We start from the raw sequence: 15,144 nt of genomic DNA, 5'->3' as shown, positions 1-15,144 counted from the left end.
TGGGCACGGTCAGAAAGGCCGCCGATCAGCTTCCCTTTACACTGGGATATCTGAAACAGCGGTTTTCGCCAGACGACCGGTTGACGATCCTGTTGCAGTTTTCCGACAACGAGAAGCGGGTTCGGAAAGCCATTGGGCCTGCACTCCAGCTTCAATTCCCGCAGGCGTCGATTGCGGTGAGCCGCCTTTCCTTGACTTCCGGCGCCCACATGGGGCCGGGGACGTGGGGGGTGGCGTATTGCCCCGATCTTAATGGTGCCCATCCATAATTGGCATCTTGAGGCCCAGGCCGGCGTTCTCGCGCTTGCGCAATCCTCGACGTAGCGCTGCTACGCCTGTGGTTGCACAAACGCTTTGGCCTTGGCCTGAACCACAAGCCACCAATTTTGAATAGACACTGATGTGGAAGAAAATTATCAAGGGGGCTACCTATGAAATATGCCCGAATGATAGTGGTGCTGATGGTGGCTGCCGGTCTGATGCTCCTTTCCGGGTGCGCCTATGTGAATGTGAAATCACCCCTGGATGTGGATCTGGACCGGACCACCCTGGGCGATAAGACCGGCGTGGCCGAGGCCCGCAGCGTCCTGTGGCTGTTTGCCTGGGGCGATGCCAGCTATGCCGCCGCAGCGGCCAACGGCGGCATTACCACCCTGCGGCATTCGGATCAGGAAGTGTTCAACGTCCTTTTTGGTCTTTATACCCGCTGGCGGGTGGTGGTCTATGGCGACTGACCCGACCATGACGGGCCGTTCGACGATGGCCTGGTTTATGCTGGCGGTGGCCGCGATGGTGAGTCTGGCCGGCTGTGGCACAGGTCCGCTGGTGGGCATCGTGTACACCAACGTCAAAATGCCGTTGACACGGGACCTGAAGTCGACCCCGCTGCCGGCGGATCTGCCCGTTTCCGATCGTATCATCGAGATCAAGGAGCCAATTTCAGGTCTGGGCATCTATGCCCGGGTGAGCTCCAATGCCATTGGCGACATCGCCCGGCAAAACGGTGTGGATCCTCTTTACTTTGCCGATCAGGAGGTGTTCAGCATACTGGGCATCTGGAAGACCCAGCGTGTTATTTTATACGGGGAGACCGCCGGCGGCCCTGAACGGAACGAAGACCGGACAACCACGGACCCATGATGATCGATCCCGCATCTGCTGAAAAACGGTTCGGAGAACTTCGCTTTGCCGTGATTATTCCCACCTACAACCATGGCGGCCGGGTCGCCGCGGTGGCGCGTCAGGCGATGTCGCTGGGATATCCGATCTTCGTGGTGGATGACGGTTCCACCGACGATACGGCAGCGCGGTTGAGATCCGTTTCAGGCGTCCACCTGTCGGTCCACCCGCACAATCGGGGAAAAGGTGCTGCCCTGGTCACCGGCATGCGCGCAGCAGCTGAAGTTGCCGACTATGCCGTCACCATCGATGCCGACGGCCAGCACGACCCCGTCGAGACCCTGAAGCTGATGGCGGCCATTCCCGCAAACCGGCGGGTCATCGTGGTGGGACGGCGGGAAATGGCCGACGCGCCGTGGACCAGTCGCCAGGGTCGCCACTTTTCCAACTTCTGGGTGCGTGTGTCCGGCGGGCCGAAGCTGGCCGACTCCCAGAGCGGATTCCGAATTTACCCGCTGCCGGAGACGTTGGATCTGGGGGTCGTCGCCAGACGATACCAGTTCGAAGTGGAGGTGCTGGCAAGAGCGGCCTGGCAGGGGATACCGGTGAGGGAGGCGACGATTTCCGCCCACTACGGATCCGCGTTGCCACGCATCTCCCATTTTCATCCATTCGTCGATTTCATGCGCAATTTCGGAGCCTTCAGCCGACTGATCACCCGCCGGGTCTTTACCCCGGCCCTGTGGTCCATCGGGCGGAAGACCAAATAGGTTCCGATAGCGCGATGTTCCAAAAGTGCTTTTCATCAAATTGGCATTTTAAGCTGTCTGACCGACAATTATCGAATCACGAACAAGGAATGACGACTTAAAGCATACCCAGAACGGTGAACCCAGAACTTGTGAACGCTTACGTCCGTTTCTACCGAATCATGTCCCTGTTGACCCGATGGCTGGGGCCGTGGTTCTTCAGCTTGATTGCGGGTGGCATCGCTGCCGGGTATTTTATTCTGTTTCCCAAACGGGTGGCGGTGGGCATGCGCTTTTACCGGAACCTTTTCCCCGAGAAAAACCGTGCTTATCACCGCTGGTGCACCTTCCGCCAGTTTCTGGATTTCACCCATGTGTTCCGGGATCGCTTGTTGCTCTCGGATCCGGTGAAAATCACCAGCGACTTCGATGGGTGGGAGCGCCTGCGGGATGCCATGGGGCACCGGGGCGGCATTCTGCTCATGTCCCACATGGGCAACTGGGAGGTGGCGGCCAGGCTGCTCAAAAAGTCGCTCCCGGACCTGCGGCTGATGCTCTACATGGGCGTCAAACAGAAAGAGCAGATTGAAAGCCTGCAGAAGCAGACCGTCCGCGGGAGCGATATCCACATCGTCGGTGTGGATGATGCCGGCGGGTCTCCTTACGACGTTGTCGAAGGCATCCGGTTTCTCCGCGACGGCGGGCTGGTATCCATCACCGGGGATCGGGCATGGCGCACGGACCAGCGAACCATTGCGGTCCGATTTCTGGGGCAGACGGTCCACCTGCCTGCGGCGCCTTATGTTCTGGCAATGGCCGCCGGTGCCCCCATATATGTTTTTTTCGCCTTGCGTGCCCGCAGATGCCACTATCGCTTTTCCGCCTCGCCGCCCATCGTCGTGCCGGCAGCCGACCCCAGTCAGCGTGAATCGGCCATGGCCCGCGCCGCCCAGCAGTATGCCGATTTGCTGGAAGCTGCCGTCCGGCGCCATCCTTTTCAGTGGCACCATTTCGAGCCGTTTCTGGACGATGAACGGTAGTGGGCTGCCGGGGCGGGGATCATGCAGCAACAACCGGGTCTGAAGAACAGCGGACCAGTCAACATGCCCATTGGCTTATGGATGTGGATCGCTGTCCTTCTTTTGGCGCTCTCTTTAACCCAAGCTGAGCGATTGTCGAGCTTGCCGCAGATTCAAGGCAGATGTCGTCGCGCTATAGTGGACTATGCGCGGCGATATCTAACGCCGAAGATGGGGTGAGATCGGCAAACCCAATGGGTTTCACCTTTTGAATACAACAATCGATAGTACCCAACCGTGATCGTTAACAATCGACCTTCTTCGAGAAAGGTGCATCGCTCAGTTTGGGTATAACCTATCTCAAAAATAGTCTGAGTGCCCATGGCGGCGTTATGAAACGGCTCAAAATGCTCACATACTACCTGTATGCTGCGCTTTTTCGCCGTTGCATGCCTTGCCCTGAACCCTGATCCTTATTTTTGAGATAGGTTCTAAAAAGAGCCCGCCTTTCTTGTAATTTGGCAGGCCGGTATAATTCTAAGATACAGATTTTCCTGGGCCGGGAAAGTGAGGACAGGATGCAGCCTCATGGTTTCAGAAACGTTAGGCTCAGAGCTGGCTCGGCAGAGGAGGGGAGCTTCCGCAGGATTTTTTCTGCAATCCCCCAGCCGGCAGCGGCTTGTTGAAGCCCGTGTTAAAATATATTACGAAGATCGAGTCATTGAGGGGGAAATTATGATTAAACGTATTCTTATGACTACAATCCTGTTAACGATCTGTTCCGTCACAGCCGGTTTGAAGTCTCAAGTTTTTGCTCTTGAGATGGATTTGGTGGGACTCTTGACTAAAAATCTTGGGGTGACCGATCAACAGGCCGAAGGGGGTGCCGGCGCTATTTTCAATTCAGCTGCCCAGCAAATGAGCGCTGAAGATTTTGCCAAGGTTTCCGGTGCCATGCCTGAAGTGGGGTCGCTCATCACTGCCGCCCCTGCAGCCGACACGGGATCGGGGACCCTTGGCGGATTATCCTCGATGTTGAGCAAAGGTGGCGGGGGCATGGCATCACTGGCTGATTTGGCCGGTTCGTTTTCCAAGCTGGGATTGAACGGTGATATGGTAGGAAAGTTTATCCCCATCGTTTTGGAATACGCGCAAGCCCAGGGAGGAGATGAGATTGCCGGCTTATTGAAAATGGCGCTTCAGTAGGCCCGACGCCATCTATTGCCACGCAGTTTAACGACAGTGGATGCTTGTTCAGTCACTTTGCCGGTGGACCGGCAGGGAGATGCTGAAGGTCGTGCCTTCCCCCAGCTGGCTTTCCACCTTGATGTCCCCGCCATGGTCTTTGATGAAGCCGTAACAGACTGACAGGCCTAATCCGACACCCTTGACGCTGTCGGTTTTGGTGGTGAAGAAGGTTTCGAAAATCAGATCCAGGTACTCTTCCTTGATACCTGCGCCATCGTCTGCAATGGTGATGTGAACGAAGTAGTCGTCCCCTTCGGTGGCCACGGTGAGGCGGCCGCCATCGGGCATGGCATCGCGGGCGTTGGAAATCAGGTTCAAAAAGACCTGGCGGAGTTGGTTCTTGGAGGCATGGACCAAACCGAGCTTGTCGGCGAAGCTGTGCACCATTTTAATCGAGTGCTCCCAGAGTTGCTTTTCATATAAAAGGAGGATTTCGTCCAGAATGGTATTGATGTCCACCGGCGCCCTCTCCTCCTGGTCCGGTTTGGAGAAGGAAAGCATCTTGCGCAGCATGTCCGTCACGCGCACGGTTTCCGACAGAGACATCTCCAGCAGTTTACGTCTTTTGTTGCCTACCGGAATTTCGGTTTTCATCAATTCCAGGGTGTTCATGATCCCGTAGAGCGGGTTGTTGAGCTCGTGGGCGATCTGGGAGGTGAGCCGGCCCATGGCGGCCAGCTTTTCCGATTGCAGAAGCTGCTCCTGGGTATTGTGGAGCTTGCGCTCCATCTTCAACTGCTCTTCCAGATCCACAAATATACCCACCGAAGCAATTTCCCGACCTGCCTCATCATAGATGATGTTGGCTGACAGGTTGCCCTCCACGGGACGCCCATATTTGCCCTTGAACGTCATGGGATAGGAGCGCAGTTTGCCCTTACCGCCATAGTCATCGCTTCGCATCATGCGCATCACCTGGCGCGCCATGTCCCCGGGATACAGGTCGCGCACGTTCATTCCGCCGATCGTCTCCGAGGCCTGATACCCCAATGTCTCTTCGGCTCCCTGGTTCCAGATGATGATGTTGCCCTTCATGTCCGTTCCCATGATCGCGTTGGGAGAACTCTGGATGATGTTGTTGAGAAAATCATGAGCCTTTTTCAGCTCCTTTTCCATTTTTTTTCGCTGAGACTGGTCCACGCAGATGCCCTCGTAGCCCAGCACGTTGCCCTTGGGATCATAACGCACGTGGGCGGTGAGCAGAACGGGAATGGGGGTGCCGTCCTTTTTGCGGAAATCTACCTCGTAATCGACCACGCGACCGTTTTTCTCGATCATCTGCTGGAAGCGGGCGCGATCGTCGGCCTCGAGGTAGATGTCCCGGGCGAGGTCCATGTCAAGGAACTCGTTTCTGTCTTCATACCCCATCATATCCAGCAGGGCCGGGTTGGCATCCAGAAACTTGCCTTCCTTGCTGCTGATGTAGACACCGGCAGCCATGTGTTCGAAGAGACTGCGGAAGCTCTCGCGGGAGGTCTTGAGCCGGTATTCCTGATCCTTGCGGTGGGTGATGTCGCGGTATAGGCTCAGCTTGGAGATGCTGCCGTCGGTGTTGTGCAAAGGGATTTCCAGCAGGTCGTAGGTCTTGTCCACCATGGGAACATAGACCTCTTCGTGCGTGTTCCGCCGGTTTTCGAACACTTCTGGGGCCCGGCACCAGGGGCAGGGGGCGGCGGTGTGGTTGATCACCTCGTGGCATTTCTTGCCCACGCCGTCGCCGAACACCCGGATCATGGCTTTGTTCATGAATTCGACCACATAGTCGTCGTTGACGATGTAGATGCCGTCGGCCATGGCATCCAGAACACCGGTCAGTCCGTGGGCCTGGGTAACGTCCATTTGTGACCTCTTTATGTATTACTGTGATTGAACCCAATTTTAGAAAAGTATTGAACGTCGAACGTCCAACATCGAACGCTGAACGCCGAATGATGAAATCGCTTCGCTTTGCCGGTTAAAAAAAGACAACAATCATTATTCACAATTCGAAGTTGGACGTTCGATGTTCGACGTTCATCGGTTCAGGTTTGTTATCCGTCCAGCGGTCCCAGTGATTTCACCGTTTCGGTCATCTCGCAGGCGATGCGTGCGAATTCAGGAGCCATGGCCGAAGAGAGATTGAACATCTGCACCCGTGAACCGTCGATGCCGATCTCTTCCAGGGTTTTTCTCACCATGTCGACTTTTTTGCGCGTTCTTCGATTTCCTTCCAGGAAATGGCATTCTCCGTCCATTCACCCGGCCACATATATGCCGTCGGCACCCGACTCAAAGCCCTTGAGCAGATGGATCACATCAACGCGGCCCGTGCACGGCACTTGAACCACTTTGACACTGGCCGGATAGTCCAGTCGCATGGAACCGGCCAGGTCGGCGGCCGCATAGGAGCAGTACTTGCAGCAGAAGGCGAGGATTTGCGGGTCTTTGGTAATCGTCATGTTTCCCCTCCAAAGTTTGTACCCATCCAGAAATGGTCTCTTGCGGACCATATCTGCGTTCTCGGGTCATTGAGCACGTAGTGAAGCTTCAGCGCGATCCTCGACGTAGCGCTGCTACGCCTCCGGTTCCAATAATCCTGCGGCCTTGATCTGAACCGCAATCTACCATTTCGGGACGGGTACGATTGGCTGTCAGACCATAAGATGGTTGCTGCAAGAGCGGCGTCTTGCAACGATTTCTATAATATTTCGCAGCTGGAAACCGCTCTTTATAGCCACCGAAGCGCACCTTAAAATGGGTTTTATCCTTGACACCTGATTTGATACGTGGGCGTTTTTTCAGTTTTCAGTTTTCAGTTTTCAGTTTTCAGTTTTCAGTTTTCAGTTTTCAGTTTTCAGTCTTCAGTCCTACGCCGCTATAAACAGGGCCTCGATCTTGGCGATCAGCTGGCCGTCGGTAAAGTGGGCCAGGGTGATGGCCTTGCCCGGGCATTCGGCCACGCACGTGCCGCAGCCATGGCATTCGGCCGGATCGATGACCGCATGGCTGTGTTCATCCACCTGGGGAATATCGTAAGGACAGGCCCGCACACAGGTGAGGCAGGCGGCACACTTGCCTGAATCCACCGTGGCCACCACACCGCCCACCATGATGGCATCGCGGGAGAGCAGGGTCATGGCCCGGGAGGCGGCTGCCTTGGCCTGGGAAATGCACTCCTCCAAGGGTTTGGGGTAGTGGGCCAGCCCGGCCAGGTAGATGCCTTCGGAGGAGAACTCCACCGGCCGAAGCTTGGCATGGGCTTCCACCAGGAAACCGTCGGCATTCACCGGTACCTTGAACAATTCGAACAGTTCGCGGTTGGCATTGGGCACCACGCCGGTGGCCAGCACCAGCAGGTCGGGCCTCAGTCGCACCGGCAACCGCAGCACGTGGTCGATCGTGTCGAGAACCAGGTGGTTGTCGGCGTCGGTGGAGACCTTGGGCGGATTTTCCGGTTCGTAGCGGATGAACAGGATACCCGCATCCCGAGCCTCCTTGTATAGATCCTCGCGGAAGCCGTATGAACGGATGTCCCGGTAGAGAATGCTCACCTTTTTTTTGGGATTAATTTTCTTAACGGCCAGGGCGCTTTTCAGGCTGTGTGTGCAGCAGATTTTGCTGCAGTAAGGACGATTGTCGTCCCGGGAGCCCACGCACTGGATGAAGACAACGCTCTTGGCCAATATCAGGCGATTGTCATTGCTGGCAACCGCTGTGTCCATGTCCAGGTGGGTGAGCACATCGGGGTGGCTACCATACAGATACAGGTCCGGTTTGTATTCACCGCCGCCCGTGGCGATGATGGTGGCCCCGTGGGCAACCAGCGTTTCCGTCTGGTCACCGTTCATCGACGCCAGTGTAGTGGAAAAATTGCCGATACTGCCCGTGGTGCGTTTTACCCGCGTGTGTGTAAACAGCCGGATGCGCGGGTGGGTGTTTACCCGTTGGATGGTGTCGGCCAGGTAGGGGGCGATGGGTTGCCCCTGCCAGGTGGCGTTGAGCAGGTTGGCCACCCCGCCCAGCTCAGTGGATTTTTCCACCAGCACCACCTCCGATCCCTGGTCGGCCACACCCAGTGCCGCCTCCATGCCGGCCACGCCGCCACCCACCACCAGGGCGGTCTTTGTGATCGCCAGACTCACCTGGTGCAGGGGCTCGATGTGGGCGGCCTTGGCCACGGCCATGCGCACCAGATCCTTGGCCTTGGCGGTGGCACGTGCCGGTTCGCTCATGTGCACCCAGGTGTTCTGGTCTCGGATGTTGGCCATCTCGAACAGGTACTTGTTCAGGCCTGCGTCGCGAATGGTCTCCTGGAACAGGGGTTCGTGGGTGCGCGGGGAACAGGAGGCCACCACCACCCGGTTGATGCCTTTTTCGCGGATGATGGTTTTTATGTGATCCTGGGAATCCTGGCTGCAGGTGAACAGGTTGTCCTCAACGTGGACCACGTGGGGCAGGTCGGCGGCATAGTCGCGGACCGCCGGCACATCGGCGATACCGCCGATGTTGATGCCGCAGTTGCATACGAAGACACCGATGCGTGGTCCCTGGTCGGACACGTCCAGCTCCGGTGGCAGTTCACGCTTGCGAGAAAGCGTCCAGCGAGACTCGGAGAGCAGGCTGCTGGCGGCGGCTGCGGAGGCCGAGGCTTCCATCACCGAATGGGGAATGTCCTTGGGCTCCTGGAAGGCCCCGCATACGAAGATTCCCTCCCGGTTGGTGCTCACCGGCGCCAGGCAATCGGTCTGCGCGTGGTTGTAGTGGTTTAGGTCGACACCCAGCCGCCCGGCCAGGGATACGGCGTCGGGGTTGGGGGCCAGGCCCACGGAGAGGATCACCATGTCGAAGTGCTCTTCTATGTTGTTGCCCGACTCGGTGGCATAGATGATGCGCAGCCGGTCGTCCTCGTCAGGGAACACCGAGTGGATGCGCGAGCGGATGTGCCGTACCCCGTGGTCCTCCCGGGCCCGGTTGGCGTACTTGTCAAAATCCTTGCCGAAGGTTCGCATGTCCATGAAGAAGATGGCTGTGTCCAGTTCTTCGTCACTGTGCTCTTTGGCGATGACCGCCTGTTTGTTGGCATACATGCAGCAGACCGACGAGCAGTACCCGTTGTCGCAGGCATTGAGATCCCGGGACCCCACGCATTGCAGCCAGGCGATCTTTTTTGGCGCCCGGTCGTCCGACGGCCGCACCAAATGCCCCGCATAAGGGCCGGAGGCGGAGAGGATGCGCTCGAACTCCAGGCTGGTGACTACGTTGGGGTGGCCGGCATAGCTGTAGGTCTCGTATATGGACGGATCGAAGGGGGCGAACCCGGGGGCCAGGATGACCGCCCCCACATTGATTTCATGGATCTGTTCGGTCATGTCATGGCACACCGCTTCGGCCAGGCAGGCCGAGACGCACTGGTAGCACTCCGAGCAGACCCCGCAGGCCAGGCAGCGCTGGAGCTCCCGCTGAACCGCCGCTTCGTCAAGGCCCAGTTGGACCTCGTCGAAGGTGGCTTTGCGTCCGTCGGGCTCGGCCATGGGCATGGCTTGGCGCGCGATGGGGACTGCCGTGGAGAGGTCCACGTCTTCCACCGGGAACAGTGCGGCGTTCCGGTCGGCCTTGAGATCCTCGCCCACCAGGTAGCGTCGGATGGATTCAGCGGCGGTCTTGCCCGCGGCAATGGCCTCGACCACGGTTTTGGGGCCGGTGACCGCATCGCCGCCGGCAAAAATGTCCGGATCGCCGGACTGCAGGGTCACCGGGTCCACGTTCATGGTTCCCCAGTCATTCAGGGTGCAGGCGCATTCGTCGGTGAGGCAGGCCCAGTCGGATTCCTGTCCGATGGCCGGGACCACCGCGTCCACCTCGATGGTAAATTCGGAGCCGGCGACGGGCTCAGGGCGCCGCCGGCCGGAATCGTCGGGCTCACCCAGCTGCATGCGGATGCATTCGATGGCCGTTACCCGGCCGTCCGTTTCGGCCACCCGCACCGGGTTGGTCAGGGTCATGATCTCGACACCCTCCTCCCGGCACTCTTCGATCTCTTCGGCGTTGGCCGGCATCTCAGCCTCGCTGCGTCGATAGATGATGAACGGCTTTTTAGATCCATTGCGCAGGGCGGTTCTGACCGAATCCATGGCCACGTTGCCGCCGCCGATGACCGCCACCCGGTCGCCCAGGTCGATCCGTTCACCCAGGTTGGTGCGCAGCAGATAGTCCATTCCCGGCCACACGCCTTCATATTCTTCGCCCTCGATGCCCAGCACTTTGCACTCCAGGGAGCCGATGGCCATGAAAAAGGCCTTGTATTCCTGCTCGCGCAGCTGGCCGATGGTGGTGTCCGTTCCCAGGTCCACGCCGGTTTGGAATTCGACACCCAGCTCCCGCAGCACGGCGATCTCGTCGTCGATGATCTCCCGGGGCAGGCGGTAGGCCGGAATGCCCAGGGCCAGCATGCCGCCCAATGTCTCGTGTTTTTCGAAGACCGTTACCGCAAATCCCTCGATGGCCAGAAAATAGGCGCAGGCCAGGCCGGCCGGTCCGCTGCCCACCACGGCTACTTTTTCCGGTCTGGCCGCCTTCTTTTCCGGGATGAAAGCGACGTCGTTCTGCCTGGCCCAGTCGGCTAGAAACCGGTGCAGCGCCATGATGGAGACGGGTGCATCCACCTTGGTTCGTGTGCATGCCGTTTCGCAAGGGTGGTGACAGATCCGGCCGCAGATGCCGGGGAAGGGGTGCTCGCTGCGGAACAGCTCGAAGGCTTCCTTGTATTTGCCCTGGGCCATCAGGGCGATGCAGCCCTGGAAACTGGGATTGGCCGGGCAGGCGGCCTTACAGGGGGCCGTGCCTTTTTTCTCGATGGTATAGGCACTGGGCATGGCCTGGGGATAGCGCTTGAAAGCGGCCTTGCGGTTGGCCAGGCCCTGGTCGAAGTCGTTGGACACGTCGACGGGGCACACCTTGCTGCATTCGCCGCATGCCGTGCAGCGTTCCATATCGATGAAGCGGGGCCGTTGGCGCAGGGTCGCGGTGAAGTTGCCCGCGTCGCCGGCGACCGACTGCACGTCGGTCATGGTGTAAAGGTCGATGTTGAGGTGGCGGCCAGCTTCGACCAGCTTGGGAGAAATGATGCACATGGCGCAGTCGTTGGTGGGGAAGGTCTTGTCCAGTTGGGACATGACCCCACCGATGGCCGAGCTCTGTTCCGCCAGGATGACCCGGTAGCCGGAGTCGGCCAGATCCAGTGATGCCTGTATGCCGGCAATGCCGCCGCCGACGACCAGTACCGAACCCGTTGTTTGTTTTTCCATATTCTTATTCCTCCAATTCCCCAATTCCAAAATTCCTCAATTCGAAATTCAGATGTCAGATGTCCGAATGGTGTCTTCTGTTGTCCGACCTCCGTCCTCCGCCTACAGCCCGTAACTAGCCAGATCCGGTCCCAGGTAGCTGCGTTCGTTCTCGCCGAGGATGCCCATGGCCAGGCACATGATGGTCCAGAGGTGCAGCACGTGGTAGCGGCCGCCGTAATGGCTGCCCATATCCTCGATCTGGGCGTGGCAGTTGTGGCATGGGGCGATGACATATTTGGCCCCGGTGGCCATGACCTGGTCGAACTTGACTTTGCCGTAGGCCCGCCGCTCTTCTGTAAAACCGCCCTGCAGGGCGCCGCCACCGCCGCCGCAGCAGTAGTTGTTGACGCCGCAGGGGACCATGTCCACGAAGTTCTCTTCACCAACCACGGTTTTGATGACGAAGCGCAGCTCGTCGGCCATCTCCCCGCGCAGGGTCTTCCTGACGATGTTGCAGGGGTCCTGGACCGTGAACTTGATCTTCAGGTCCCGGTTCCAGTCTGAGTTGACCTTGAGCTTTCCCTCCCGGATCCACTGGGCATAGAGTTGAATGATGCTGGTGAATTCAAATTTGTGGGGGATGTTGAACTTGCGCAATCCTTCCAGGATCGCAAAATAAGAGTGCCCTCACTCGGTGTTGACCACCATCTTGCACCCCAGGTTGTTGTCGACGTGGTCGACGAACTCCTCCATGATGTAGCGCCAGCCCTCCTCGTCGGCCAAAAACAGGCAGTAGTTTTCTCCTGCCCACATCACCGAGGGGTAGGTCCAATCGGCATCCACCAGGTGCAGAATCTTCCACAAGGGCCCCATTTCATCGGGTTCGGTAACCGGTTCCCGGGAATTCTGATTGATGGCCATATAGGCCCCCACCCGATCCACGGTGACCCGCATGTCCTTGAACTGGGGCTGGTCCTCGCGGATCTCGTCGGCCACGTCCTCCACAGTCCAGATGAAATCGTCGGTGGGTACGCCCATGGCGTTGCCGGCCCGGATGTGCTGGTCGCAGGATCCGCGGATACCCTTGGGGCGCTTGTCCCGGGGCCAGGCGCCGCGCATGTTGTAGACTAGTTTGGGGATGTTGATCTTCATGGGGCAGGCATTGACGCAGCGGGCGCACATGGTGCACACCCAGGCCCACTTGGATTTTTTGACCTCCTCGTCCATGCCCAGGTTTACCATGCGCAGGAGCTTGCGCGGGTCCATGTCCATCAGGCCCGATGCCGGACAGCCGCCGGTGCAGGTGCCGCAGGTCATGCAGCGGTCCAGCAGGGCATCGGGCACCTTGTCCAACACCTCTTCCTTGAATTCACACTCCAGATCATCCAGTTCGATGGGTGATGTCATGGTACGGACCTCCTCGACCACTCAGGTGGTTAGGTTGAAGGTAGAAGGCTGAAGGCGCGGATACTAGCGGCTTTAGCGAGCAGCCGGCATCCTTGAGCCTAAACCCTGAATTGCCTTATCATCAGCCGGCCATGCAGGCGCGGCATTGCGTGACGGGTTGAAACGATGAACGTCGAACATCGAACGCCCAACGTCGAATGTTGAATATGGTAATTCCCAAGGTCTATTCACAGATGGTGGATGGCGGCTCAGATCAAGGCCGCAGGACGATTGGAACCGGAGGCGTAGCAGCGCTACGTCGAGGATTTCAATCTTACGAGAACGCGGATATGGGTCGCCAGCTGCCATCTGTGAACAGTCACTACCTGATTTTTGCCGCGTCTAAGTAGGGCTGGATCTTATCGATGCCGCCCAGGGTGATGATGTGGACACCATCGCAGATGTCGCGCAGCCCCTTGATGGTGTCGGCGAACAGCTCGATGCTGGCCTTCTGCTTGTTGGGCGCCTTGTCCAGCTTCTGGATGACCCAGTCCGGTATCAGACCGGCCTTGAAGTGCCGATTAATGAAGCGGGCCATGGCGGCGTTTCTGAGAAGCATCACCTCGGCGATAACAGGGACATCGAAGGTCTTGACCTGGCGCAGGAACCGTTGGAACTGATCCAGATCGAAGATGGGCGTGGTCAGAAAATAGCCGGTGCCCAACCCGCGCATGGTCTCCATCTCCTGCATGCCCTGTTTGGGCACATTCTTGCCCCAGAGGGATTCAACGCCCGAGCCCATGATGAACTCGACCTTTTTTTCCAGCTGTTTGCCGTCCACCGTTCGTCCGTCCTTCAAGTGCTCCAGGACTGATGCCAGCTTGCCCGAGTCCACATGGAAGAACATGGTTTCCTGCAGGCTCTCGCCGGAAATGCGATAGTCCTCGGTGAACACGAGCAGGTTTTCCACACCGGACTCGTGGGCATTGGTCAGGTCTTTCTGGAGTTGGATGCGGTTCTTGTCCCGGGTGGTGGTCTGGTAGATGGCGTCGAAGCGGTTCTGGTTGAGTAGTTCGCAGGTGCGGATGCTGTCGCCAACGACACCTTCCAGTTCCACCTCAGAGATCGAGACGCCGTCCATACGGCCGCGGATCCGTTTCAGATTGTCGACCAGCGCTTCGGGATCGTCGTCGCCCATGGGGGCCTGGACTTCCGAGGTGACCACAAATTTCTTTTTTTTCAGCGCTTCCTTGAGTTTCATGCTACGCCTCCTTATTAATGGTCGAAACGCGATTCGGATGGCTATCGGCTGTAAGATAATTTATATGGACTGCGTTATCGGTCGTTGCAGTATTACAATACGGCTTCCTCCCTCTATCCTTGCCAAATGAATTATCTTACAGCCTACTGTTTGAGGTCCAGCAGTCGGGCAACCTCCTTCTTGAGTTGGGGCAGGGGGAGTGGCTTGGAAAAGCAGATGTCGGCGCCGTGGCCCTTCATCTCCTTGAATTTCTCCTCATCCAGGTAGGCGGAGAGAACGATGATCTTGGTTTCCTTGGTGGTCTCGTTGGATTTGATCTTACGGCACACTTCGTTGCCCTTGATGTCGGGCATCATGATGTCCAGGATCATCAGGTGTGGGTGGAAGTGGTTGACCTGCAGCCCGGCCTCGAATCCGTCCGACGCGCTGATTACCTCATAGTCGAATTCGTCCTCCTCCAGGGCCTGTACGATGGTCTCCACGATAATGGGATCGTCATCCACCACGAGGATGCGCTTGCGTTCATCCTCACTCTCCGAATCCGGGATGGGGATGCCCTGGCCGCGCATGAACGTCTCCATGTCGCTGCGTTTGATGCGCCGATGCCCGCCAACAGTTTTGTAGGCCTTGATATGGCCGGCCTCGATCCAGTTTATGATGGTTTTCGAGGAAACATTGCAGAACTTGCTGGCTTTGAAGACGGTGAGTGTATCCTCCATTTTCCAATCCCTCCTTCAATCGAGTGGTTGTTTCTTAAGCGACTGTAAAACGATTCCTGTTACCGGCCTTATGTCATCTAAAACACGGCCTCCACGTGTTGTCAATAAAAAAATGTAAAAAGTATAATAACACAAATAGCTAAACCTATAGCCGGATAAATAATATAGTTATTATAGTTAATACAATAATTACATAAAAAATGGATCGGCTTTTTGTCCTCAATATGGATGGAAACACGGGTGGTGCATGTGGCGGGACGACTGGTATGCTTTCAGGCAAAGCGGCTCGTCCAACGCCTGGGGCAGGCGGCTGAAGCGACGGTGGTAGGCCCACGGCATGCTTTTCATGGGGTTGAGGGTTGAAAGGATAGTCAGCTC

The 15,144-nt window shown here is 57.7% G+C and carries 12 protein-coding genes; 6 read left to right on the top strand and 6 right to left on the bottom strand.

The genetic code is table 11. The annotated features are described in order from the left end of the window. From QNK41_RS09885 to QNK41_RS09860, 6 genes are all read left to right on the top strand, one after another. A partial coding sequence (locus tag QNK41_RS09885; RefSeq protein ID WP_319256254.1) for a hypothetical protein occupies positions 1 to 269 on the top strand: 269 nt, incomplete at its 5' end. A 162-nt stretch (positions 270 to 431) separates the two neighbouring features. Continuing rightward, complete coding sequence (locus QNK41_RS09880) at positions 432 to 734, top strand: TRL domain-containing protein (RefSeq protein ID WP_319256252.1); 303 nt, start codon at positions 432 to 434, stop codon at positions 732 to 734. Continuing rightward, positions 724 to 1,140 carry a hypothetical protein gene (locus QNK41_RS09875; protein ID WP_319256250.1) on the top strand — a complete coding sequence of 139 codons (417 nt, stop codon included), beginning with the start codon at positions 724 to 726 and terminating at the stop codon, positions 1,138 to 1,140. The genes QNK41_RS09880 and QNK41_RS09875 overlap by 11 nt, the downstream gene beginning before the upstream one ends. After that, positions 1,137 to 1,889, top strand: coding sequence for a glycosyltransferase family 2 protein (locus tag QNK41_RS09870; RefSeq protein ID WP_319256248.1), 753 nt, complete (start codon positions 1,137 to 1,139; stop codon positions 1,887 to 1,889). Before QNK41_RS09875 ends, QNK41_RS09870 begins: the two co-directional genes overlap by 4 nt. 116 nt (positions 1,890 to 2,005) lie before the next feature. Next, on the top strand, positions 2,006 to 2,908 hold the full coding sequence (locus QNK41_RS09865) for a lysophospholipid acyltransferase family protein (RefSeq protein WP_319256246.1): 903 nt from the start codon (positions 2,006 to 2,008) through the stop codon (positions 2,906 to 2,908). A gap of 567 nt (positions 2,909 to 3,475) precedes the next feature. Beyond that, the gene (locus QNK41_RS09860; RefSeq protein WP_319256245.1) at positions 3,476 to 4,093 is read left to right on the top strand and encodes a DUF2780 domain-containing protein; all 618 of its coding nucleotides are present in this window, start codon (positions 3,476 to 3,478) and stop codon (positions 4,091 to 4,093) included. Between the two features lie 48 nt (positions 4,094 to 4,141). Here QNK41_RS09860 and QNK41_RS09855 read toward each other — a convergent pair whose 3' ends face one another. The 6 genes from QNK41_RS09855 to QNK41_RS09830 form a co-directional block, all read right to left on the bottom strand. After that, positions 4,142 to 5,974 carry a PAS domain S-box protein gene (locus QNK41_RS09855; RefSeq protein WP_319256243.1) on the bottom strand — a complete coding sequence of 611 codons (1,833 nt, stop codon included), beginning with the start codon at positions 5,972 to 5,974 and terminating at the stop codon, positions 4,142 to 4,144. A 191-nt stretch (positions 5,975 to 6,165) separates the two neighbouring features. Next, positions 6,166 to 6,573, bottom strand: a complete 408-nt coding sequence (locus QNK41_RS09850; protein WP_319256241.1) for a hydrogenase iron-sulfur subunit — start codon at positions 6,571 to 6,573, stop codon at positions 6,166 to 6,168. Between the two features lie 408 nt (positions 6,574 to 6,981). After that, entirely contained in the window at positions 6,982 to 11,418 is a 4,437-nt protein-coding gene (locus tag QNK41_RS09845) for an FAD-dependent oxidoreductase (protein WP_319256239.1), read from the bottom strand. 102 nt (positions 11,419 to 11,520) lie between these two features. Next, entirely contained in the window at positions 11,521 to 12,807 is a 1,287-nt protein-coding gene (locus tag QNK41_RS09840; protein WP_319256237.1) for a (Fe-S)-binding protein, read from the bottom strand. A 361-nt stretch (positions 12,808 to 13,168) separates the two neighbouring features. Further along, positions 13,169 to 14,047, bottom strand: coding sequence for a methylenetetrahydrofolate reductase (locus QNK41_RS09835; protein WP_319256235.1), 879 nt, complete (start codon positions 14,045 to 14,047; stop codon positions 13,169 to 13,171). A gap of 143 nt (positions 14,048 to 14,190) precedes the next feature. Beyond that, complete coding sequence (locus tag QNK41_RS09830; RefSeq protein WP_319256233.1) at positions 14,191 to 14,766, bottom strand: response regulator; 576 nt, start codon at positions 14,764 to 14,766, stop codon at positions 14,191 to 14,193. Between the last annotated feature and the right edge of the window lie 378 nt (positions 14,767 to 15,144).

Source organism: Desulfosarcina sp., assembly GCF_033791525.1.
GTDB lineage: Bacteria > Desulfobacterota > Desulfobacteria > Desulfobacterales > Desulfosarcinaceae > Desulfosarcina.
Note: the sequence above shows the minus strand (reverse complement) of the source record. Positions and strands in the feature narration are given on the sequence as shown.